Here is a 21267-nt window from a genome sequence, read left to right as displayed (position 1 = left end):
GAAGACGGCGTTAGCCTACCCCAACTCGCTACTTGCGGTCCCGTAACCCCGGGGATTGCGGCATGACGGCCTATCCGGTAACCGAGGAGCAGGCCTGGCGCTGGCTGCTGGCGCAACGGGCCGATCCCGGGTGCTGCCCCCTGCCCGGCCCCCTGGCACCGGGTGCCCACGAGTTGCTGGATCTCTACGGCCCGATCGTCGAGGCCCCCAGCATCACCGTGGCCCAGCTCGGCCAGAGCCTGGACGGGCGCATTGCCACCGCGAGCGGCAAGTCGCACTACGTCACCGGCCCCGAGGACATCGAGCGCCTGCATCGCCTGCGGGCCCTGGTCGATGCCGTGATCGTCGGCGCCGGCACGGTCGTGGCCGACGACCCTCGCCTGACCGTGCGCAAGACCGAGGGCCCCAACCCGGTCCGCGTGATCCTGGACCCCGATGGCCGTATTCCCGCTGATGCGCATGTCTTTCGCAATGCCGAGGTCCGGACCATTGTCCTGCACGCGGCCGGGTATGGACCCTGCGGCCTGCCCGAGCATGTCGAATGCCTGGAGATGCCCACCGGGGCCGACGACCGCTTCGACCCCGCCAGGATCCGCGGCCAACTCGCGGAGATGGGCCTGCATCGCCTGCTGGTCGAAGGCGGCGGCCAGACGGTCTCGCGCTTTCTCGAGGCCGACACCCTGGACCGGCTGCACCTGACCATCGCACCCATGCTGATCGGCTCCGGGCGTCCGGGTGTGACCCTGCCGGAGATCGACTCGCTGGATCAGGCGTTACGCCCGCCTTGCCGTATCTTCCGCCTCGGCGGCGACACCCTGTTCGACCTGGACCTGCGCAGCAAGCCCTGACCCGCCCCAGATTCGTTCGCCGCCATCGCGTCACGCGCGATGGCGGGGTGCCTCAAACCAGGTTGTCGCGGATCGCGCGGGAGACCGCGTCCAGCTCCGCCGGGACCTTGGCTGGCTGAATCACGCTCTGGGCGATGGCCGTATCCGGGTCCTTCAGGCCGTTGCCCGTAAGGGTGCACACCACGGTGGAGCCTTCCTGGATCTTGCCCTCGCGGATGTCGCGTAGCGCACCCGCCAGCGACGCGGCAGAAGCCGGCTCGCAGAACACGCCTTCCTTTTCCGCCAGGAGCTTCTGCGCAGCCAGAATCTCGTCGTCCTGGCACTCGTCGAACCAGCCGCCGGATTCCTCGCGGACCTTCCAGGCCATGTCCCAGGACTGCGGATGGCCGATACGGATCGCGGTCGCCACGGTGTCCGGGTTATCGACCATCGCGCCACGCATGAACGGTGCGGATCCCGCCGCCTGATAGCCGACCATGTGCGGACGGTTACCCACCATGCCGCCACCGGCGTACTTGCAGTGGCCCTTGCAATAGGAACAGGCTTCGGTCACGTCGTCGCTGCTCTTGGCCGCCATCTCGCTGTACCCGATCCAGTGCGCGGTGATGTTCCCCGCGTTGCCCACCGGCAGGCAGTGGTAGTCCGGGGCACGGCCCAGTTCCTCGACGATCTCGAAGGCGGCCGTCTTCTGGCCCTGCAGGCGATACGGGTTCACCGAGTTCACCAGCGTCACCGGCGTATTGGAGGCAACCTCCTTGACCAGACGCATGCCGTCGTCGAAGTTGCCCTCGATCTGGATCACCGTGGCGCCGTGCATCATCGCCTGGGCGAGCTTGCCCAGGGCGATCTTGCCGTCCGGGATCACCACCAACGCGGTAATGCCCGCACGCGCCGCATACGCAGCGGCAGCGGCCGAGGTGTTGCCGGTGGAGGCGCAGACAATCGCCCGCGAGCCCTCCTCGATGGCCTTGGTCACGGCCATGGTCATCCCCCGGTCCTTGAACGATCCGGTCGGATTCAGCCCCTCGAACTTGACGTAGATCTCGACCTCGCGCGTGAGCTCGCGCGGGATGTTGTTCAGACGGATCAAGGGCGTGTTGCCCTCGCCCAGCGAGATGATGCGCGTGTCGTCGTGTACCGGCAGGCGGTCACGGTAGCGCTCGATCAGTCCGGTATAGCGATGTCCAAAGGCCATGGTGTTCTCTTCGTCGTTGCGAAAGGGATAGAGCGCCAACTAGCGCGCCAGTCCTTCCATGCGGATACGGGTAATCGGGGTCAACAGGTGATCCAGGGCCTCGATCGCGGCAATTGCCTCGTTCATCGCGCCCTCGCGAACCTTGTGCGTCAGCATGATGATCGTGGCCTCGCCGCGCTCCGGGTCCGGCTCGCGCTGCAGGATCGCCTCGATGCTGATGCCGTGCTCGCCCAGGATCCGGGTAATGTCGGCCAGTACGCCGGGGCGGTCCTGGGTGCGCAGGCGCAGGTAGAAGGAGGTCTCCACCTCGGCAAGATCCAGCACCGGTTTGTCCGACAGGGCATCCGGCTGGAAGGCCAGATGCGGCACGCGGTTCTCCGGATCCGTGGTCAGGGCGCGCACCACGTCGACCAGATCGGCCACCACTGCGGAGGCGGTCGCCTCGGCCCCGGCCCCGGCGCCGTAGTACAGCGTCGGGCCGACCGCATCCGCGTTCACCAGTACGGCGTTCATCACGCCGTCGACGTTCGCGATCAGCCGGCGCTCCGGGATCAGCGTCGGATGCACCCGCAGTTCGTAGCCCTTCGGCGTCCGCCGGGCGATCCCGAGGTGCTTGATGCGATAGCCCAGTTCCGCGGCGAAGCCGACATCCTCGCGGGTGATATCGCTGATCCCCTCCACCGCGACACGGTCGAACTGGAGCGGGATGCCGAAGGCGATCGAGGCCAGGATCGCCAGCTTGTGCGCGGCGTCGATCCCCTCCACGTCAAAGGTCGGATCGGCCTCGGCATAGCCCAGTGCCTGGGCCTCGGCCAGCACGTCCTCGAAGTCACGACCCTTGTCGCGCATCTCGCTGAGGATGAAGTTTCCGGTACCGTTGATGATCCCGGCCAGCCACTCGATCTGGTTGCCGGCGAGACCCTCGCGGATCGCCTTGATGATCGGGATGCCACCGGCGACTGCCGCCTCGAAGGCCACCATCACGCCCTTCTCCTGGGCGCGCTCGAAGATCGCGTTGCCATGCAGCGCGATCAGGGCCTTGTTGGCGGTGACCACGTGCTTGCCCGCGTCAATCGCGGCCAGTACCAGGCTCAGGGCGAGATCCGTCCCGCCCATCAGTTCGACGACAACCTCGACCTCCGGATCGTTGACGACCTCGGCCGGATCGGTGGTCAGGCGGATCTGCGAGCAATCGCATTCGCGCTCGCGCTGGATGTCGCGCGCGGCAGCTGCCACGACCTGAATGTCGCGACCCGCGCGGCGGGCGATCTCGGTGCCGTTGCGTGCGAGCACGTTGATCGTCCCGCAGCCGACAGTTCCCAGTCCCAGAATTCCGATCTTTACCGGCGTCATAGCCTTGCTGTCCTTGACGTCGGGCACCAGCGGCGCCCCGTGTTCATTGCGTTGAGGGTCTGCGGCGGTCGAACTAGCTGCCCGAACCCGGATTTTCCTCGGAGGCGTCGGCCAGGATCGAGTCCGCGCGGAACATCGCCTTGATCCCGCGCAGGGCCTGGCGCGTACGCTGCTCGTTCTCGATCAGGCTGAAGCGCACGTGGTCGTCTCCGTAGTTGCCGAAACCCACCCCCGGCGAGACCGCCACCTTGGCGTCGCTCAGCATCTTCTTGGCGAACTCCAGCGAGCCCATCTCGCGGTAGGGCTCGGGGATCGGCGCCCAGACGAACATGGTCGCCTTCGGCTTCTCGACCTGCCAGCCGAGCTTGTTCAGCCCCTCGCAGAGGACATCACGGCGCACCCGGTAGAGCTCGCGAATCTCCTCCACGCAGTCCTGCGGGCCCTCCAGCGCCGCAATCGCGGCGACCTGGATCGGCGTGAAGGTGCCATAGTCCAGATACGACTTGATCCGCGCCAGCGCCGCAACCAGGGTCGCGTTGCCGCACATGAAGCCGACGCGCCAGCCCGGCATGTTGTAGGTCTTGGACAGGGTGTAGAACTCCACCGCAATGTCCTTCGCCCCCGGCACTTCGAAGATCGAAGGCGCCTTGTAGCCGTCAAAACTAATCTCGGCATAGGCCAGGTCGTGCACGATCCAGATGCCATGTTCCTTGCAGATCGCCACGACCCGCTCGAAGAACTCCCGATCCACGCACTGGGTGGTCGGATTCGCCGGGAAGTTGAGGATCAGCATCTTCGGCTTTGGCCAGGAGTCCTGGATCGCCCGCTCCAGCTCGGCGAAGAAGTCGACATCCGGCGTCAACGGCACATGGCGCACGTCTGCCCCGGCAATCACACAACCATAGGGATGAATCGGATAGGCCGGATTCGGCACCAGCACCGCATCACCCGGCCCCAGGGTCGCCAGCGCAAGGTGCGCCAGGCCTTCCTTGGAACCGATGGTCACGATCGCCTCGGTCTCCGGGTCGAGATCGACATCGAACCGGGTCTTGTACCAGCGCGTGATCGCCCGCCGCAGCCGCGGGATGCCCTTGGACACGGAATAGCGGTGGGTATCGCCGCGTTGCGCCGCCTCGCACAGCTTGTCCACGATGTGCTGCGGCGTCGGCTGGTCCGGGTTGCCCATGCCGAAGTCGATGATGTCCTCGCCGCGGGCGCGGGCCTCGGCCTTCAACTGGTTCACGATGTTGAAGACGTAGGGCGGGAGGCGCTCTATACGGGGAAAGACGTCGGTCACGGATTCTGGGTCCTGGTTGGGGCCTTGGGGAACGCTTTGCAGGGCCAAAACGGCCCCTCCGGATGCCGCACCGGAAAGCGCGCCAAAGTATAACCCGGGCCCCCGGCTGTCAACGAACCAAGGCTCGGACGCCCCGCCGAACGGGGATGGAATCTTGAGCCTGTCGCGGGCTCGGAGTAGCGTAAAGGGATGCTGTTTTCCGAAGTCACCAGCGAAGACTCCTACATCGTGACCGGCTACGAGTCGGGGCGCGTCGGAATCAACCAGATTGCGCACAGCCGCAGCCTGATCGTCCGCCCGCACGAACTGCGCACCGACTGGCCAGTCGACTCGGTCGAACAACTGGGCGTGGATCATCTGCAAGCGATACTGGACGCGCCGCCCGAGGTCCTGCTAATCGGCACCGGTACGGTCCAGCAATTCCCGGACCGCGCGGTATGGCGTCATCTGCGCTCGCAGGGTCTGGGGGTGGAGATCATGGACACCGCGGCTGCCTGCCGCACGTACAACCTGATCATGGCCGAGGGCCGCGACGTCGCCGCTGCCCTGATCATCAACGGATAAGCGACACGTCATCCTCTAGCAAAGTGGAGGGCTCGGGCGCTTTCCGGCAACCCGCTCAGGAACTCGGCAGGACCTCGTCGCCCTTCATTCCACGCGACTCCAGTAGCTTCCGCAGCCGCTTCAGCGCATCCATCTGAATCTGCCGCACCCGCTCCCGGGTCACGCCGATCTCCGCCCCTACCTGCTCCAGGGTCGAGCGCTCGAAACCGTGCAGCCCGAACCGCCGCACCAGCACCTCGCGCTGTTTGTGGTCCAGTTCTTCCAGCCAGGCATCCACCAGATGATGAAGATCCTGATCCTCCAGCAAAGTGGAGGGCTCGGGCGCATTCACGTCGGCAAGGATATCGGCCAGCGAGCGATCGCCGTCCGGGCCCGACGGCAAATCCATCGAGGTGGAGGGTTCGGACATCGCGCGCAGCTTCTGGATCTCCGCCACCGGCCGTCCCAAGCGCTCCGCCAGCTCTTCCTCGGTGGGGTCGCGGCCCAGTTCCTGCGTCAGGTTGCGCGCAATCCGTGCGTGCATGCGCAACTCCTTGCTCACATGCACCGGAATGCGGATGGTCCGCCCCTGATTCATCAGGGCCCGTTCGATGGTCTGGCGGATCCACCAGGTGGCGTAGGTGGAAAAACGAAAGCCGCGCTCCGGGTCGAATTTTTCCACGGAGTGCATGAGGCCGAGATTGCCCTCCTCGATCAGGTCAAGCAGCGGCAAACCCCGGTTCAGGTAGCGACGGGCGATTTTGACCACCAACCGAAGATTGCACTCGATCATGCGCCGGCGGCCACTCTCATCTCCCTCGCGCGCCAGACGCGCGTACTTGCGCTCTTCCTCGGGGGTCAGCAGCGGGCGGTATTCGATATCGCGCAGATAGATCTGGATCGCATCCAGTTCCGCGGGACGCGCGTCGCGCAGGGTTTTCGGCCGTACCGGAGCGCCTTCTTCCGGTTTCAAGCCGGCGGTGACGTCGGGTACCACCGCCTCCGAGACGTCTTCCGGATCCTCGGATTCCTCGATCTTTTCGACCGGATGGGCCAGATCCTCGGGCACCTGGGTCGCCCCCTCCGGATCCGGATCGTGGGTCAGGTTGTCGTTGTGCAGTTCCGGAGCGGCCGGTTGCCGGATCTTGGCCATGTAGTGTCCTGCTCTCGATCGAGTCAGCGGTCCGGGAGGTATCGCGCCGGGTCTACCGGCGTCCCGTCCACCCGGATCTCGAAGTGCAACATCGGGCGCTCGGCCCCCGATGACCCCAGACGCGCGATGGTGTCGCCCGCCTGAACCTGGTCACCCTCGCTCACCAGCAATTCATCGTTGTGCCCGTAGGCACTGAGGAACCGCGCGTCGTGCTTGAGGATGATCAATCGACCATACCCCACCAGGCCGCCACCTGCATAGACCACTTCCCCGGCCCGCGTTGCCCGTACGTGATCCCCCCGTTCGCCGCCGATCGCAAGCCCTCGGCGCGTGCCGCTGCTGGAGAATCCGCGCAGCACCTCGCCCGCCGCTGGCCATTGCCAGCCACCCGGATCGGAGGGCGGCGGACTCGAAGTCGACGAGCTTGAGGTAGAGCCGGACGAGGTTCCGCCACCGCTGTCGCGGCCAGAGGCGCCCGAGGATGGTTGCCGCGTGCTCGGCGCTGAAGAGGCCTGTGGCGCGCTGGGCGGCGACGAGCGCGCCGCACCTCGCAGCCGCAGGCGCTGACCGGGATGGATGACATAAGGGGCACCGATGGCATTGCGTCGGGCCAGATCGCGCCATTCCAAGCCGTAGCGCTGGGCAATGCGATACAGCGTCTCGTTGCGCTGCACCACGTGGGTGTCCGGCATCGAGGCCCCGCTGGGCGCACGCGCCGCACAACCGGCCAGGACACTCGCAACCAGGACCAGCACCAACCCCGTCACCAATCCCTGAACCATGCGCCGGCGCATGTCAGTCCATTACCAGATAGATCGCCATGGCCACGGCCAGCAGGATAATGGCCGCCCAGCCCAGACGCTCCATATACGGTCGCAGATGGCGCTCCGCACGCGGCCCGGCCCAGGCCATGAACAACGCGACCAGGAAGAAACGCAGCCCGCGCCCCACCAACGACGCGATCAAGAACGGCAACAGGGCCATCGAAAGTGCCCCGGCGGTCACGGTGAACAGCTTGTAGGGGATCGGTGAAAAGCCGGCGACCAGGACGACCCAAACTCCCCAGGTGTCAAACCAGGCCTCGGCCTGGCTTAACTCCTCGCCGTACCCGACCTGATGCAGCCAGGGCCCGATCCACTCGAACGCCAGCCACCCGATCAGGTACCCGAGCAAACCGCCAAGCGCGGAAAACAGGGTGGTCAGCGCGGCCAGCCGCCAGGCGGAACGCGGCTGCGCCGCCGCCATCGGCGCAAGCATCACGTCCGGGGGGATGGGAAAGAACGAAGACTCGGCGAACGAGAGCCCGGCCAGATAACGCGGCGCATGACGATGGCGGGACCAGGCCATCACCCGGTCGTAGAGCGGCTCGAAGAGCTTCATCGATGCCGTACCGCCGCGACCAGTTCAGTCACAAATGCCTCGACCTGCACGGTCCGCCGTCATTGCTCGGCCCCCGGAAGCATCGGCACGAACATCACCGCGTCCAGGATATCGCGCACATAGGCCTCTTCCGTCCGGGTATAGCGCACCAGCTGCTGACGCCCATCCGGGCCTTCCACGGGCGCGACCAGGCGCCCGCCCAGCGCCAGCTGGGTCAGCAATGCCTCGGGGACCTCCTTCGGCGCTGCGGTCAGGATGATGCCGTCAAACGGCGCCTTGTCCGGCCAGCCGTCGGCCCCATCACTGTGCCGAAGATTGACGTTGTTGATGCCCAGACGGCTCAACAGTTCGCGGGCGTTCCGGCTGAGCGCCTGAATGCGCTCCACCGAGAACACCCGATCCACGATCTGCGCCAGGACCGCCGCCTGATAGCCGGAGCCGGTCCCGATCTCCAGGACCGTCCGGGGGCGCTCGCCCTCGAGCAGTGCCTCGGTCATGCGCGCGACGATGAAGGGCTGGGAGATGGTCTGGCGATGTCCGATCGGCAACGCCGTGTTTTCGTAGGCGCGATGGCTCAGCGCCTCCTCGACAAACAGGTGGCGCGGAATCGAACGGATCGCCTCCAGTACTCGCGGGTCGCGGATGCCCTGCCCCTCCAGCAACCGCACCAGTCGGTCACGGGCACGCTGCGAGGTCAGACCGGCGCCGGTGGCGTCAGGAACCATGTCCAGCCTCCGGGAGCGAGTCGTCCAGCCAGCGTCCCACCGTGTCGATGGCGTCAAAGCGCGTGAGGTCCACCTGTATCGGCGTCACCGAGACGTAGCCCTCGCGCACCGCGTGGAAGTCGGTACCCGGGCCGGCGTCCTGTTCCGACCCGGCCGGCCCGACCCAGTAGATCGGGCGCCCGCGGGGGTCCTCGTCCGCGATCATCGGCTCCGCCCGATGGCGATGCCCCAGGCGCGTGGCCTGCACACCACGGATCTCCGAGCGCGGCAGATCGGGGACATTCACATTCAGGATGGTGGCCGCCGGCAGCGGCACGCGGTTGATGCGGTCCAGCAATTCGACCACTACGCTTGCCGCAGCGTCGTAGTGCTGCAGATCCGGGCCCACCAGCGACACCGCAATCGACGGGAGCCCCAGAAAGCGTCCTTCCATCGCAGCTGCCACCGTGCCGGAATACAGCACGTCGTCGCCCATGTTCGCGCCGGCATTGATGCCGGAGATGACCACATCCGGCTCCTGCTGCAACAATCCGGTGATCGCCAGGTGCACGCAGTCCGTCGGGGTCCCGTCGACCTGTACATCACCGCTCTGGAGGTGACGCGCCCGCAGCGGCCGCACCAGCGTCAGGCTGTTGCTGGCACCGCTGCGATCCCGGTCCGGGGCCACCACGTGCACCTCGGCAATCCGCCGCAGATGCGTCGCCAGGCACTGGATGCCCGGGGCGTGAATTCCATCGTCGTTGCTAACCAGAATGCGCATGCAGGAACAGGGCCGTTGGGAGGGCACTCAATATACTGGAAACCGTCTAGGGAGACGCTCTCGAATCGACTCGATCGCGCCCGCCCCCCGAAAAGTGCGAGTATCCTGCCATGAACTCCGGGGATGATCCCAACGATTTCGACGAATTCCTGCAGGCCGTTGGCAACGTGCGACGGCTGCACAGTGATCAGGCCGATGTCCGCCCCCCGCCTCCCGCAGCCCGGGCACGCCAGCGAGAGGCCGACGAGACGCGCGCCCACGCCGACTGGCTGAGCGATCCGCTTAACGCCGCCGACCTGCAGCCGGGCGATGAACTCCGCTTTGCCCGCCCCGGCATCAGCCCGCGCGTATTTCGCAAGCTGCGGGGCGGACACTACCGCGTACAGGACGAGATCGACCTGCACGGCCTGTTCGCCGCCGAGGCGCGCCGCGCGATCGGCCTGTTCCTTGATGATGCCCGCCGGGGCGGCGCCCTGTGCGTACGGATCGTGCACGGCAAGGGCCTGCGTTCACGCCAAAAGGGCCCGGTACTCAAGGGGCTGACCGACCACTGGCTGCGCCAGCGCGACGATGTCCTTGCGTTCTGCTCCGCGCGGCCGACCGACGGCGGTACCGGTGCCGTCTATGTCCTCCTCAAGCGGCCCCGGAGCTCGGATCCCGGGCGCTGAAAGCCGCATCCAGAGACCATCTTCAACACGACAAACGGCGCGCTCACATGCGCCATTCGATATATTCGCATTTTGCGATTTGGATGCTTAGACTGGCTCCAGACTCGCAAGGCGGAACCGGGAATCCTGACCCGGATTCATCTATCATCTGGTGAAGATCGTCCTTGCGCTTTATCCACGATCGGTCCATTCTTTGTATAGGTCTTGTACAAATACAGGACGCAACGGACTCTGCACTGCGAGGTATTTGCCATGAAGAACTGGAAGCTTGCCCCCCTGGCCCTCGGCCTGATCGCCTTCTCTGCCGCCAGCGGCCAAGCGGGCGCAGACAGCATGCCGCAGCTCTCTCAGGACGACCTGCAAGAGCGCATCGCTGCCAATCGTGACGCCATTCAGAAATTTGCCAGCACCCTCCAGGGCGAACTGATGTCCGCGATGGAGTCCGGCGGCCCCACCGAGGCGATCCAGGTGTGCAACGAGCGCGCCCCCGCAATTGCGCGTGACATCTCGGCGGAAACCGGCATCGAAATCGGCAGAACCAGCCTGAAGCTGCGCAACCAGGACAACGCCCCCGACCGCTGGGAACGCCTGACCCTGCAGGGTTTCGAGGCCCAGCATGCGGCTGGCACTCCAGCCACGGATCTGCCGCCGCGCTTTGGCGTGGTCGAATCCGATGATGGTGACCCGAAATTCCGCTTCATGGCGGCCATCCCGACCGGCGGCGCCTGCCTGACCTGCCACGGCTCCGACGTCAGTGGCGACGTGAAGCACGCGCTGGAACGTCTCTACCCCGACGATCAGGCGACCGGCTTCCGCGAGGGTGACGTGCGCGGTGCCTTCACCGTGACCCAGGAAATGTAGGCATTCCGGAGGCATCGGGCGCGAGTCCCGGGCCCATCGGAAGAGGCCGCCTCCGGGCGGCCTTTTTTGTGGCCGGGACGATCCCGGGGCACCCACCACAGCCTCCATCCTTGAGCACAACCGCACCGGAACGTGCTATTTTCGTGGCATGGAAGCCGAGAGGGGCGCCAGAAAAACGCCCCTCCGTGCGCACGACCCGCAGACCCGACCGAAACGCCTTATATGACGCGAACGATAGATGCCGAACTGCTTGCCCTCGCCGTGGATGCCTCCAATGACGGCATCGTCATCGCCGAGCGCGAGGGCGACGACAACATCCTGATCTACGTGAATCGTGCCTTCGAGGAACTGACCGGCTATCGCTCCGAGGAGATCCTCTACCGCGACTGCCGCTTCCTGCAGGGCGAGGATACCGACCAGGACGTGCGCCAGGAGATTCGTGCGGCCATCGACGAAAACCGGCCCTGCCGTGTGACCCTGCGCAACTACCGCAAGGACGGCAGCCTGTTCTGGAACGAGCTGTCGCTGACCCCGGTGTTCAACGACGAAGACCGACTCACCTACTACATCGGTATCCAGAAAGACATCACCGACCGCGTGGAAGCCGAGCAGCGCGCCGAACGCGCCGAACGCAAGCTCAAGAACTCCGCCTGACGCCGACTCAGGCGCGATCCGCTGCCCGCGGGACGCAGATCGCCTCAAGCACACCGGTCGCATACTCCCCGGCCCCCAGCTCCAGCGTCAGCCACAGGTCATGCCCCTCCCAGCGCCACTCCACGGCGCCTGGCACCATGCGCAGCGCGCGGCGCGCCGCCTTCACGTCCGCCTTCTCCAGTCCTTCCGCCAACGCCGGCTCGCCAGCGGCCATCGCCGTCTCCAGTGCCTCAACCTCGCCTTCCGTCTGCATCGCACCCTTGCCCCACAGCGGCCCCGTCGGATGGAGATCCAGCCGGGCAGCGCGCGCCTCCAGCTCGGCATCCACCTCCGCCACCGGAAACACGCTGCCCGAGCCTTCGAGATTGGCCACGTCGCCCGGCAGCAACCGGTCCCAGTCGCCGCGGCGGACCCGCTCGGCCAGTACCGCGTTGAAGATCGCGGAACGGGCGGCGGACAAGAGCAGACTGCGCTGGTTGCGGCTGCGCGGCGCGCGACCGCCCCCCAGCCAGGCCCGCGCCTTGGCCAGGTTGTCGCGGCCAAAGCGTTGCGCCCCGAAGTAGTTGGGAATCCCCCCGCTACGGATCGCCTCGAGGATCTGTTCCGCGGCCGCGCGATCGCCCTGCACATCACCCAGACGGATCTCGAAGCGATTGCCCGCCAGGTGCCCAGTACGCAGCTTGCGCGCATGGCGGGCGCCCTGCAGCACCCGCATCCGGCCCGCCGCCTCCTCGCCTTCCTGGGCGCCATTCCAGGCCTCGGCCCGGGCCGTCCAATCCGGCTCGGACTCCGGCGGGCATTGCACGCTGAACCACTGGCGCGTCACCGCCTGGCGGTCCTTGCGCCCGGCGTAGCTGACCTTGCCCCGGCCTGCGCCCGACTCGCGCGCCAGCCACACCGCCACGTCCTCGCTGTTCAGCAGGCGCTTCTCGATCTCCAGCCAGACATGTTCCCCCTCACCTTCGGGCGTCGTTGCCGGCAATTCCTCAACCCGGAAATCTTCCGGGCACGCCTTGATCATCGCGCTCAGGGGCGGGTGCCAGGGGTAGGGTGTCGCGTTCATCTCGGGCTCCTGACTCATCGGGGGGATGCCGGCCGGGCAACATCGTCGCGCACATAGACCGGCTGCGCGTCTTCAGGCGCCACCGCCTCACCGCGCTCCCAGGCATCCACTGCCAGCAGCGCAACCTCTTGCGCGTCGGGCAACGCGTCGGCGTCCACCGCCTCGCTCGCCAGCCCCTGGGCGGCGGCCAGATCGGGGAAGGTGGCGAAGGCCGACCCCAGCCCATAGCGCTCGCCCACCGGCCAGGCCACGACCAGGCTCTCCGGTGCGGCCACCTGCTCCGGCCCAAGGCCCACGCGCTCGCCCTGAACCGGACAAAGGCTCCAGTACACCTCCCCCATGCGAGCATCCAGCGCCGCAAGCACGGCCGCCGGCCGGCGATCATCGCGCAGCGCCTGTTGGGCCAGCGCCTGCAACGTGGAGACCGGAACCACCGGACGGTCCAGGGCGAAGGCAATCCCTTGCGCCACGCCCAGCCCCAGGCGTACACCGGTAAACGCCCCCGGCCCCCGTCCGACGGCCACGCCATCCAGACTGCTGCGCGGCACGTCCGCCTCGCGCAGCAATTGCTCGATCTGCCCCAGGATCAGCTCGCCATGCCGGCGCGCCGCGCGCTCGCGCACACAATGGATCTCGCCATCAAGATAAAGGGCTGCCGAACACTGTTCGGAAGCGGTCTCCAGTGCGATCAAGCGCATGTGTTGCGTCGTCCCGGGGCCTGCTCGAGAAAACGCAGCGCGGCGGCCGGCTCCCGCGTACGGTGAAACGCCGGCAGGCTGGCCAGAAAGCGCCGGCCGTAGGATTTCCCGGTTAGCCGCGGATCACACAAGGCGAGGATGCCCGCATCCTCGGCGTCCCGAATCAGCCGCCCCGCGCCCTGTTTCAGCGCCAGCACGGCCTGCGGCAGGGTGAATTCCATGAACGGGGAACGCCCCTCCGCCTCCAGCGCGGACGCGCGCGCCTGCAGCACCGGGTCATTGGGGGCGGCAAACGGCAAACGATCAATGATCACCACCGACAGTGCCTCGCCGCGGATGTCGACGCCTTCCCAGAAACTGTGCGCCCCCAGCAGCCATGCATTGCCCGACTCGCGAAAACGCGCCAGCAGGTCGCCCCGCGGCTGCTCGCCCTGCACCAGCAGTTCGCGATCAGCCGGCAACTCTGCACGCAGGATCGCCGCCGCTTCCTGCAATGCGCGATGGCTGGTAAACAGGAAGAATCCGCCGCCCGGGTTGTCACGCAGCAGCGGCCAGGCCCAGGCGATGCAGGCGCGGGTATAGCCCGGGTCGTTCGGATTGGGCAGCGGGGGCTGTGGGTGGACCAGGCAGGCCTGATTGGGAAAATCGAACGGGCTGTCCAGGCGTTCGCTTGCGACATCGGCCGGCAGGCCCAGTCGGCGCGCCGCATGGCCGAAGTCCTCGCCCACCGCCAGGGTGGCCGAGGTAAAAATCCACGCCGCCGGCCGCGCGGCGCGCCGCTGTGCCAGCGGCCGTGCCGCATCCAGCGGTGTCCGGTGCAGGATCAGGCTCTGACTGAAACGCTCCGCCCAGGCCACCGTGTCCGGGGTCTCCTCGCGCCAGTCGCGCAGGCGTTCCAGCAACAGGGCGCTACGCCCGCGCAGCTGCTCCAGGCCTGGTGCCCGTGCGGCCGCGGCCTCCAGCGCGTCGCCGACAAAACCGAGATTCGTGTCGAGCCGATCCAGCAACGGATCGAGCTCGCCGCCAGGACTGACCGTATCCCAGCTGGAGCGGCCCTCCCAGGTGCGCGAGGCATCCAGCAGCTCGGCCACACTCGCCTCCAGCTCCGCGATGCGCTGGCGGATATCCAGCATCTCCGGGGCATGCTGTTCCTGCTCGCGCCGGGTGTCTCGAGCCAGTTCGCGTAACGCGCGCGTGCCGACCGCAATACCAAAAAACGACCCGGCGATATCCGGCAGCTGATGAGCCTCGTCGACAATCACCGCGTCGACCTCCGGCAAGAGTTCGCCGAAGCCCTCTTCTTTCAGGGCCATATCCGCGAGCAACAGGTGATGATTGACCACCACCACGTCCGCCTCCTGTGCCCGCTTGCGGGCCTGCACCACGAAGCAGTCGTTGTAGCTCGGGCATTCCCCTCCCAGGCAGTTGTCCACGGTCGAGGTGACCTGCGGCCACAACCTGGAGTCCTCCGCGAGGATCCCGGCCTGCCCCAGGTCGCCGGTAGGGCTTGTACGCGCAAACCGCTGCAGGGCCTCGATGACCGGCAACTGCTCGCGGCGCACGGGGCTGCCGGTCGCACCCCCGGCCTCGGCCGCGGCCAGTTCCAGGCGGTAGTGGCACAGATAGTTGGCGCGGCCCTTCAGCAGCGCAGCCCGCGGACGGTATCCCAGAGCCTCGCAGACCACCGGCAGGTCGCGATCGAAGAGCTGGTCCTGCAGGGTCTTGGTTCCGGTGGAGATCAGGGCACGCCGGCGCGACTGCAGGATCGGCACGAGATATGCGAAGGTCTTTCCCACCCCAGTCGCGGCCTCGACCAGCAGGGCGGTGGGCGCAGTCGCCAGCGCCTCTTCGACCGCCACGGCCATGCGTTGCTGCGGCTCGCGCGGACGGAAGCCTTCGACCGCAGTGGCCAGGTCCCCGCCCGGGCTCAGGGCCCGTACCGCCGCCGACTCCACCGTTACCGCGTTCGATGAGTCAGACAATGTCGGCTTCCAGGCGGCGGATCGCCTCGCGGGCCTCGTCGGCCCCGGCCGCGTCGCCCTGCGCCTCGCGGGCCTTCAGGATCAGTCGCCAATTCTGCAGGGCCAGTTCGCGGTCTCCACCGCCCACCATCTGCAACGAACGACCGGCCAGACGCTCGGCCTGCTGATAGCGCCCCTGCTCCATGCGCAGCGTGGCCATCTGGTGCCACAGCCCGGCATCCCGCGGCGCGATCCGCAAGGCGCGCTCCAGACGCTGCTCCGCTCGCGCGGTGTCCCCGGCCTGGCGCGCGGACTCGGCCTGCTGGGCCAGGTTCAGGGCCGCGGCGGGTGTCGCGGCGCGTTCCGGCTCACGGGGTTCGGCCCGATCTTCGCTGGGCGCTGCATCCTCGCCGGTGATATCCCCGTCGTCGGGCACCGGGGCACTCGCATCCCGGGGCGCCGGCGTCGCACAGGCGGCGAGCAGCGCGGCCAGCGCAACAGCACCCAGCCACTGCGCCGGGCGCCATGCCGAACCGGCGGGCAGCGCGACGCGAAACGGGGATCGTGCGGTACACAACATCTTCACCGGAATAGCCTCTCGAACCAGCCTTGCGGGCTGGAATCACTGCGCAGATCACACTCGGCGCGTGTCTCGGGGCTCGAATTCTGCCAGAACGGCAGCCTCTTCACCGACTCGCAGGCGTGATCATCGCTTTCCACACGCAACCCGGAGGCAAGATCGACCCCCTGATAGTCGATGCCGGGGTGGCCCTCCAGGCGCAGGGATTGCACCCCGATCCCCGCCATGATCTCCGCCCACACCGGCGCGGCGGACACCCCACCCGTCAGACCGGTGGGACGGTTATCGTCCATACCCAGCCAGACCACCGCCACATGGCGATCATCAAAACCCGCAAACCAGCTGTCGCGAAAGTTGTTGGTGGTTCCGGTCTTCCCGGCCACGACCTCACCGTTCAGGCGCGCATGGATCCGGCTCCCAGTACCTTCCCGGGTCACGTCATGCAGCGCGTGGGTCAGCAAACGCACCGCACCATCCGACACCGCGCCCTGCAGGGACAGCCCGTAGTGCGAGAGCATCTCGTCGTCCTGATCCAGCACGTCGCGGATCACCCGGGTTTCGGTCGCATAGCCACCGTTCGCCAGGGCCTGATAGAGCCCGGCCACCTCCAGTGGCGAGAGCTCGATGGCACCCAGCGCCAGCGACGGCAGCGGGGCCGGCGTGCGCTGCAGACCCAGCGTCTGCAGCAAGCTGACCACCTGCGAGATCCCGATATCCTCGGCCAGACGCACCGTAGCGATGTTGTAGGACTGCACCAGGGCCTCCCACGCGGTCACCGGCCCCCGGTGTTCGCGGTCGAAGTTGCGTGGCGTCCAGGGCTCGCCATGCGGCAGCTGCAGGGTCAGCGGGCTGTCGTCGAGGAGCGTCGCCAGGGTGTATCGGTTCGGGTTGGTCAGAGCCGCGAGGTACACGAACGGCTTGATCACCGAACCGACCTGCCGCTGGGCTTCCACCGCCCGGTTATAGCCGGGATAACGCGGGTTGCGATCCCCGACCACCGCCAGCACCTCGCCAGCCTGCGGGTCGGTCACGACGGCCGCGGCCTGCAGATCCTCGAGGTCGGTGCCGCCCCCGCGACGCCGGACCAGGTCGTCCACGCCGCGTACCAGCCGTTCCTCGAGGCGCATCTGGACGACCGGGTCCATGGTCGTGAAGATCCGCAGGCCCTCGCTGCGCAGGTCCTCGTCCGCGTAATCCGTACGCAGCTCCCGGCGCACCAGATCCAGGAACGCCGGAAAGCGGCTGCGCCCTTCCGGCATAACCGGGGAAACATCCAGCGCCGTCGCCAGCGCCCGGTCCACCCGGTCGCGTTCGGCCAGTCCCGTCTCGGCCATCGCCTCCAGCACCCGGTCCCGGCGCTGCGTGGCACGCTGCGGATAACGTCGGGGGTCGTAGTAACTGGCCCCGCGCGCCAGCCCCACGAGCAGCGCCAGCTGGTCCAGCCGCAACTCGTTCAACGGGCGCTGATAGTAGAACTGCGCAGCCTGACCGAAGCCGTGGATCGCCCGTTCACCGGTCTGCCCCAGAAACACCTCGTTCAGGTAGGCCTCGAGGATCTCCCGCTTGTCATAACGGTGCTCCAGCAACAGGGCCATCACCGCTTCGTTCAGCTTGCGCGTCAGCGTCTGGTCACGGGTCAGGTAGAAATTCTTCACCAGCTGCTGGGTCAGAGTGCTGCCACCCTGCACCGTGCGTCCGGCCCGCAGGTTCGCGACCGCGGCCCGCCCGATGCCGACCGGGTCCACCCCCCGATGGGACATGAAGCGGCGGTCCTCGATCGCCAGCAAGGCCCCGATCAGCTCGCGCGGCACCTCGTCGATATCGACCAGGATACGGTCCTCCCCGTGGGTCGGATAGATACTCCCAATCAGCAGCGGCTCCACCCGCATCAGGTCCACATTGCGCCCACTGGACTGCTCGGTGACCGACTCCACGCGGCCCTCGGACAGGCGCACCCGCACCGAATGCGCCGGCTCCCGACCGTCGCCAAAGGTAAACGGCCGGGTGGTCAGGCGCGCGCTACTGCCTTCGATGCGGAACTCGCCGGGCCCGGCGCCATCCGGGGTCTGGCGATAATTCAGGGTGCGCAGCTCGGTCTCCAGCGCATCCGCGGTCAACGGCCGCCCCGCATAGAGCTCCAGGGGCCGCGCATACACCCGCGCCGGCAGCGCCCAACGCTGCCCCTCGAACCGTTCACGAATCTCGCGGTCCAGTTGATGCACATAGATGCCACCCACCGTAAGGCCGGCGAGCAGCAGCCCTGCCAGGGTCCAGCTGCCCGCACCGAACAGGCGCCGGAGCCGGCCCCTTCGGGGCGCGCTTCGCTTGCGGGAACGTGTAGTGGCTTTTCGCGGCATGGCGTGTGATGGGCGAGGTGACCGAAACGGCAGCAATGGTAACCTGATGCGTGAGCGAAAACGGGTGCATGGCCGGCGATTCCGGGAAAAAGACCCGGCTCCCGATGCCCAACACCCCCATGGCCTACTGCGGAGCCCCGATGACCGAACTGGAACAGCACCACAAGCGCCTGCACCAACTGGTCGCGGACCGCGGATTTCCCGCCCCGGTGCCGGATGCCAACACCGTGCGCACCATCGAGACCCACATCTCCACGGTCATCCTCGCGGGTGAGGACGCCTACAAGTTCAAGAAACCGCTGAACCTCGGTTTCCTCGACTTCTCGACCCTCGAGGCTCGCCAGCACTACTGCGAGACCGAGCTGGAGGTCAATCGCCGTCTGGCACCCCAGATCTACCTGGAGGTTGCCACCCTCAATGGCGACGATGCCCACCCCGTCATCAACGGCGAGGGGCCCATCCTCGACTACGCCGTGCATATGCGCCGGTTCGACCGCAAACGGCAGCTGGACCACCTTCTGGACAAGGGCCAACTGCCCGCCGCCGCCATGGATGCCCTGGGGCACTACATCGCCGCCTTCCACGAACGCACCGAACGCACCGATGCGCAGTCCGAGTACGGCACCGAAGAGGCCGCCACCCAACCGATGCTGGACAACTTTCCGGCCCTGAAGGAGACCGTTCGTGGTGCGTCGGACCGGGCACGCCTGGAACGGCTGGAACAGTGGACGCGATCGGAAATCAATCGATTGAAGGCTACACTTGAAGCTCGGCATGACGAGGGTTTCGTGCGCCATGGCCATGGCGACCTGCACCTGGGCAACCTCGTTTATGTCGATGACGAGAACGGCGAGGAAGTGCCGGTCGCCTTTGACGCGATCGAGTTTGACCCCGCCCTGCGCTGGATCGACGTGATCTCCGAGATCGCCTTTACCACCATGGATCTCCTGGCCCGTCAGTCGCGCGCCCACGCCTGGCGGCTACTCAATGCCTACCTGGACGGGCGCGAAGACTTCGACGGTCTCGCGCTCCTGCCGCTGTACCAGGTCTACCGCGCACTCATCCGGGCCAAGGTCCAGGGCATTCACGGGGCCGAGGCGCAGCTCCCTTCCGACGAACAGGCGGCCCACCAGGCGGAGATGGGCCGCTATCTAGCCCTCGCCGAGCGCCTGACCGAACCTGGATCCCCCCGCCTGATCCTGATGCATGGCGTCTCCGGCAGCGGCAAGACCGTGATCAGCACACAGATCATCGAAGCCCTGGGCGCCGTGCGCCTGCGCTCGGATATCGAACGCAAACGCCTGTCCGACGCCGTCTCCTACAGTGCCGACGCCCGGGCCCAGATCTACGGCCATCTGCGCGAACGCGCCCAACGCCTGCTGGCGCTCGGCCTGACCGTGGTGGTCGACGCCACCTTCCTGACCCAGGACCAGCGCGCCCCGTTCCAGCGTCTGGCACTGGAGCAGGCGGCCGGCTTTGCCGTGGTTGCCTGTCGCGCCCGTGACGAAGTGCTGCGCGAACGACTCGAGGCCCGCACCCGTGCGGGCCGTGATGCCTCGGATGCCGGCGTCGAGGTGATGGAACAGCAACAGCCGCAGCAGGAATGGCCCGCCCCCGAGGAGGGCTGCATCGAGGTGGCCCCGGAGGCACCGCTGGATCCGGACGCGCTCGCCCGCCAATTGCTGCAACCCGTCGCAAGCTGAGCGACCGCGTACAATCAGCGATAGACAGACCCCGGATACTCCGTCAACTTCGAGACACAGGAACTGGCACGCTCGCCCTCGAGCCCGGAACCCGACCAGGAAACCGCAGGAGCCCCCATGCATCATCACCGCCCCGGTGCGCTCGACCGAATCCGCCGCACCCTCACGCCCATTGCTGTCGGCGGATTGCTGGCCATCGGCTCCACCGCCCAGGCCGATGCCCTGCTGCACTACGTCGACGACGAAGGACTGGAGAGCCAGATCCTTGTGCGCGGCGACATCGTGCGCATGGAGCTCAACGAGTCCATCAGCGGCACCTCCGGCTACATGCTCTTCGACGCCAGAACCGACCAGCTAACGGTCGTGGACGACACGGAACAGACCTACACCCCGCTGACTCGCGAGGTGATGGACCAGCAGATGCGCGCCATGACCGACATGGTCAGCGACCTGCGCCGGCAAATGGCGCAGCTCCCGCCCGAGGTGCGCCAGCAGCTCGAGGAGCAGCTGGGCATCGGGGCGGAGGGTTTCGATGCCGAGATCGACACCCGCGCCACCGGCGAACAACGCGAGATCGGGGACTTCGTCTGCGACGATTACGAGGTGCTGATCGACGGACAGGTGCAAAGCACGGTCTGCGTAACGGAGCCGGATACCCTGGGCCTGGGCAGCGCGGATTTCGCGACCCTGGGCGCCCTGATGGATCGCCTGTACGAGCTGTCCCTGAACGCCCTTGAGGCCGGCGGGCCGATGGCCTCGCAGATGGGCGCCTCCTTGCTGCCGCGCGTCGACGGCATCCCGCTGCAGGTCAGTGAAAAGGGCGGCGTGACCACGCGGCTTGCCGGCATCTCCACCGACGACCTCAGCGCCGCACTCTTCAGCGTCCCCGACAGCTATGCCGAACGCGATCTTTTCTGACACCTGGCGCCGACGGCTGCCGCTTGCCCTGGCCGGCCCCGGGCTTCTGCTGCTTGCGGCCTGCAGTGCGGGCCCAGAACCGCGCGGAGGGGATACCGCGCCCGTTGCCACACCCGAAGGCCTTGCGGACGGCCCAATGAGCCCCACGCCCGAGGCTGGCCTGGAACGCTCCGAGGTCGTGCTGACCGCCCTCGGTCACCTCGACACCCCGTACCAGTACGGCGGCACGGATGCCACCGGGCTGGACTGCTCGGCCCTCGTCCAGCGGGCCTACCGCGAGGCCGGGCGCGCCGTCCCGCGCACGACACGCGACCAGGCCCGCGCAGCGACCCGACGCGAGGGACCGCCCACCCCGGGTGACGTGGTGTTCTTCGCCATTAACGGGAATCAAATCGACCACGTCGGGGTCTACGTGGGAGACGGCCGCTTCGTGCATGCGCCCAGCGCACGGGGTCAGGTTCGCATCGAGCATCTGGACAACCCGTACTGGGCACCCCGAACCCGCTTTGCCGGTCATTTCTTCAACTGACCGCGATCAGAGCCCGCCCGT

General features: G+C 67.2%; 21 protein-coding genes. 8 read left to right on the top strand and 13 right to left on the bottom strand.

Annotation, left to right across the window (positions count from 1 at the left end; all coding sequences use genetic code 11):
* Positions 1–62: 62 nt before the first annotated feature.
* Positions 63–848 (top strand): RibD family protein, encoded by a 786-nt coding sequence (locus F792_RS0111045; protein ID WP_018145809.1) that lies wholly within the window; start codon positions 63–65, stop codon positions 846–848.
* Positions 849–900: 52 nt separating this feature from the next.
* On the opposite strand, the gene thrC is transcribed toward F792_RS0111045, so the two are convergent.
* The 3 genes from thrC to alaC form a co-directional block, all read right to left on the bottom strand.
* Complete coding sequence (thrC, locus tag F792_RS0111040; protein WP_026305969.1) at positions 901–2043, bottom strand: threonine synthase; 1143 nt, start codon at positions 2041–2043, stop codon at positions 901–903.
* A gap of 39 nt (positions 2044–2082) precedes the next feature.
* Positions 2083–3396 (bottom strand): homoserine dehydrogenase, encoded by a 1314-nt coding sequence (locus F792_RS0111035; protein WP_018145811.1) that lies wholly within the window; start codon positions 3394–3396, stop codon positions 2083–2085.
* Between the two features lie 73 nt (positions 3397–3469).
* The gene (gene alaC / locus F792_RS0111030; protein ID WP_018937712.1) at positions 3470–4693 is read right to left on the bottom strand and encodes an alanine transaminase; all 1224 of its coding nucleotides are present in this window, start codon (positions 4691–4693) and stop codon (positions 3470–3472) included.
* A 189-nt stretch (positions 4694–4882) separates the two neighbouring features.
* Between alaC and F792_RS0111025 the strand changes: the two genes are divergently transcribed.
* Positions 4883–5257 carry an Mth938-like domain-containing protein gene (locus F792_RS0111025; RefSeq protein ID WP_018145813.1) on the top strand — a complete coding sequence of 125 codons (375 nt, stop codon included), beginning with the start codon at positions 4883–4885 and terminating at the stop codon, positions 5255–5257.
* A 55-nt stretch (positions 5258–5312) separates the two neighbouring features.
* Here F792_RS0111025 and rpoS read toward each other — a convergent pair whose 3' ends face one another.
* The 5 genes from rpoS to surE are packed head-to-tail and all read right to left on the bottom strand — an operon-like array spanning position 5313 to position 9254.
* Positions 5313–6389 (bottom strand): RNA polymerase sigma factor RpoS, encoded by a 1077-nt coding sequence (gene rpoS, locus F792_RS0111020; RefSeq protein ID WP_018169645.1) that lies wholly within the window; start codon positions 6387–6389, stop codon positions 5313–5315.
* 23 nt (positions 6390–6412) lie between these two features.
* Entirely contained in the window at positions 6413–7183 is a 771-nt protein-coding gene (locus tag F792_RS0111015) for a peptidoglycan DD-metalloendopeptidase family protein (protein WP_018169644.1), read from the bottom strand.
* Between the two features lies 1 nt (position 7184).
* A complete protein-coding gene (locus tag F792_RS0111010) occupies positions 7185–7769 on the bottom strand; it encodes a YqaA family protein (RefSeq protein WP_018145816.1) in 585 nt (194 codons plus the stop codon).
* Between the two features lie 59 nt (positions 7770–7828).
* Positions 7829–8494, bottom strand: a complete 666-nt coding sequence (locus tag F792_RS0111005) for a protein-L-isoaspartate(D-aspartate) O-methyltransferase (protein ID WP_018169643.1) — start codon at positions 8492–8494, stop codon at positions 7829–7831.
* Positions 8484–9254 (bottom strand): 5'/3'-nucleotidase SurE, encoded by a 771-nt coding sequence (surE, locus tag F792_RS0111000; protein WP_018145818.1) that lies wholly within the window; start codon positions 9252–9254, stop codon positions 8484–8486. Before surE ends, F792_RS0111005 begins: the two co-directional genes overlap by 11 nt.
* A gap of 110 nt (positions 9255–9364) precedes the next feature.
* On the opposite strand from surE, the gene F792_RS0110995 reads away from it, so the two are divergent.
* From F792_RS0110995 to F792_RS0110985, 3 genes are all read left to right on the top strand, one after another.
* Positions 9365–9922, top strand: a complete 558-nt coding sequence (locus F792_RS0110995; RefSeq protein WP_018169642.1) for a Smr/MutS family protein — start codon at positions 9365–9367, stop codon at positions 9920–9922.
* A gap of 252 nt (positions 9923–10174) precedes the next feature.
* Positions 10175–10783, top strand: coding sequence for a DUF3365 domain-containing protein (locus F792_RS0110990; RefSeq protein WP_018145820.1), 609 nt, complete (start codon positions 10175–10177; stop codon positions 10781–10783).
* A 222-nt stretch (positions 10784–11005) separates the two neighbouring features.
* Positions 11006–11437, top strand: coding sequence for a PAS sensor domain-containing protein (locus F792_RS0110985; RefSeq protein WP_018169641.1), 432 nt, complete (start codon positions 11006–11008; stop codon positions 11435–11437).
* Between the two features lie 7 nt (positions 11438–11444).
* On the opposite strand, the gene truD is transcribed toward F792_RS0110985, so the two are convergent.
* From truD to mrcB, 5 genes are read right to left on the bottom strand one after another with little or no spacing between them, the layout of a single operon-like run.
* Positions 11445–12500 carry a tRNA pseudouridine(13) synthase TruD gene (truD, locus tag F792_RS0110980; RefSeq protein WP_018169640.1) on the bottom strand — a complete coding sequence of 352 codons (1056 nt, stop codon included), beginning with the start codon at positions 12498–12500 and terminating at the stop codon, positions 11445–11447.
* 14 nt (positions 12501–12514) lie between these two features.
* Positions 12515–13198: a tRNA (adenosine(37)-N6)-threonylcarbamoyltransferase complex dimerization subunit type 1 TsaB gene (gene tsaB, locus F792_RS0110975; protein WP_018169639.1), complete on the bottom strand. Its 684-nt coding sequence runs from the start codon at positions 13196–13198 to the stop codon at positions 12515–12517.
* Positions 13189–15153, bottom strand: coding sequence for an ATP-dependent DNA helicase (locus F792_RS0110970; protein ID WP_018169638.1), 1965 nt, complete (start codon positions 15151–15153; stop codon positions 13189–13191). The genes tsaB and F792_RS0110970 overlap by 10 nt, the downstream gene beginning before the upstream one ends.
* A gap of 19 nt (positions 15154–15172) precedes the next feature.
* Positions 15173–15745 carry a tetratricopeptide repeat protein gene (locus F792_RS0110965; RefSeq protein WP_018169637.1) on the bottom strand — a complete coding sequence of 191 codons (573 nt, stop codon included), beginning with the start codon at positions 15743–15745 and terminating at the stop codon, positions 15173–15175.
* The gene (gene mrcB / locus F792_RS0110960) at positions 15742–18096 is read right to left on the bottom strand and encodes a penicillin-binding protein 1B (RefSeq protein WP_156000335.1); all 2355 of its coding nucleotides are present in this window, start codon (positions 18094–18096) and stop codon (positions 15742–15744) included. The genes F792_RS0110965 and mrcB overlap by 4 nt, the downstream gene beginning before the upstream one ends.
* Positions 18097–18236: 140 nt before the next feature.
* Between mrcB and F792_RS0110955 the strand changes: the two genes are divergently transcribed.
* From F792_RS0110955 to F792_RS0110945, 3 genes are all read left to right on the top strand, one after another.
* Positions 18237–19799, top strand: coding sequence for a bifunctional aminoglycoside phosphotransferase/ATP-binding protein (locus F792_RS0110955; protein WP_026305967.1), 1563 nt, complete (start codon positions 18237–18239; stop codon positions 19797–19799).
* 117 nt (positions 19800–19916) lie between these two features.
* Entirely contained in the window at positions 19917–20717 is an 801-nt protein-coding gene (locus tag F792_RS0110950; RefSeq protein ID WP_018169634.1) for a hypothetical protein, read from the top strand.
* Positions 20695–21246, top strand: a complete 552-nt coding sequence (locus tag F792_RS0110945; protein ID WP_231362644.1) for a C40 family peptidase — start codon at positions 20695–20697, stop codon at positions 21244–21246. The genes F792_RS0110950 and F792_RS0110945 overlap by 23 nt, the downstream gene beginning before the upstream one ends.
* Positions 21247–21267: the final 21 nt, after the last annotated feature.

It is taken from the genome of Thioalkalivibrio sp. ALMg9 (assembly GCF_000380625.1).
Classification (GTDB): domain Bacteria; phylum Pseudomonadota; class Gammaproteobacteria; order Ectothiorhodospirales; family Ectothiorhodospiraceae; genus Thioalkalivibrio; species Thioalkalivibrio versutus.
Note: the sequence above shows the minus strand (reverse complement) of the source record. Positions and strands in the feature narration are given on the sequence as shown.

Bases quoted from the DNA above. Each gene is read 5' to 3' on its own strand.
- F792_RS0111045 (WP_018145809.1), top strand. From the start codon at position 63: ATGACGGCCTATCCGGTAACCGAGGAGCAGGCCTGGCGCTGGCTGCTG.
- thrC (WP_026305969.1), bottom strand. From the start codon at position 2,043: ATGGCCTTTGGACATCGCTATACCGGACTGATCGAGCGCTACCGTGAC.
- F792_RS0111035 (WP_018145811.1), bottom strand. From the start codon at position 3,396: ATGACGCCGGTAAAGATCGGAATTCTGGGACTGGGAACTGTCGGCTGC.
- F792_RS0111025 (WP_018145813.1), top strand. From the start codon at position 4,883: ATGCTGTTTTCCGAAGTCACCAGCGAAGACTCCTACATCGTGACCGGC.
- rpoS (WP_018169645.1), bottom strand. From the start codon at position 6,389: ATGGCCAAGATCCGGCAACCGGCCGCTCCGGAACTGCACAACGACAAC.
- F792_RS0111015 (WP_018169644.1), bottom strand. From the start codon at position 7,183: ATGCGCCGGCGCATGGTTCAGGGATTGGTGACGGGGTTGGTGCTGGTC.
- F792_RS0111010 (WP_018145816.1), bottom strand. From the start codon at position 7,769: ATGAAGCTCTTCGAGCCGCTCTACGACCGGGTGATGGCCTGGTCCCGC.
- F792_RS0111005 (WP_018169643.1), bottom strand. From the start codon at position 8,494: ATGGTTCCTGACGCCACCGGCGCCGGTCTGACCTCGCAGCGTGCCCGT.
- surE (WP_018145818.1), bottom strand. From the start codon at position 9,254: ATGCGCATTCTGGTTAGCAACGACGATGGAATTCACGCCCCGGGCATC.
- F792_RS0110995 (WP_018169642.1), top strand. From the start codon at position 9,365: ATGAACTCCGGGGATGATCCCAACGATTTCGACGAATTCCTGCAGGCC.
- F792_RS0110990 (WP_018145820.1), top strand. From the start codon at position 10,175: ATGAAGAACTGGAAGCTTGCCCCCCTGGCCCTCGGCCTGATCGCCTTC.
- F792_RS0110985 (WP_018169641.1), top strand. From the start codon at position 11,006: ATGACGCGAACGATAGATGCCGAACTGCTTGCCCTCGCCGTGGATGCC.
- truD (WP_018169640.1), bottom strand. From the start codon at position 12,500: ATGAACGCGACACCCTACCCCTGGCACCCGCCCCTGAGCGCGATGATC.
- tsaB (WP_018169639.1), bottom strand. From the start codon at position 13,198: ATGCGCTTGATCGCACTGGAGACCGCTTCCGAACAGTGTTCGGCAGCC.
- mrcB (WP_156000335.1), bottom strand. From the start codon at position 18,096: ATGCCGCGAAAAGCCACTACACGTTCCCGCAAGCGAAGCGCGCCCCGA.
- F792_RS0110955 (WP_026305967.1), top strand. From the start codon at position 18,237: ATGACCGAACTGGAACAGCACCACAAGCGCCTGCACCAACTGGTCGCG.
- F792_RS0110950 (WP_018169634.1), top strand. From the start codon at position 19,917: ATGCATCATCACCGCCCCGGTGCGCTCGACCGAATCCGCCGCACCCTC.
- F792_RS0110945 (WP_231362644.1), top strand. From the start codon at position 20,695: ATGCCGAACGCGATCTTTTCTGACACCTGGCGCCGACGGCTGCCGCTT.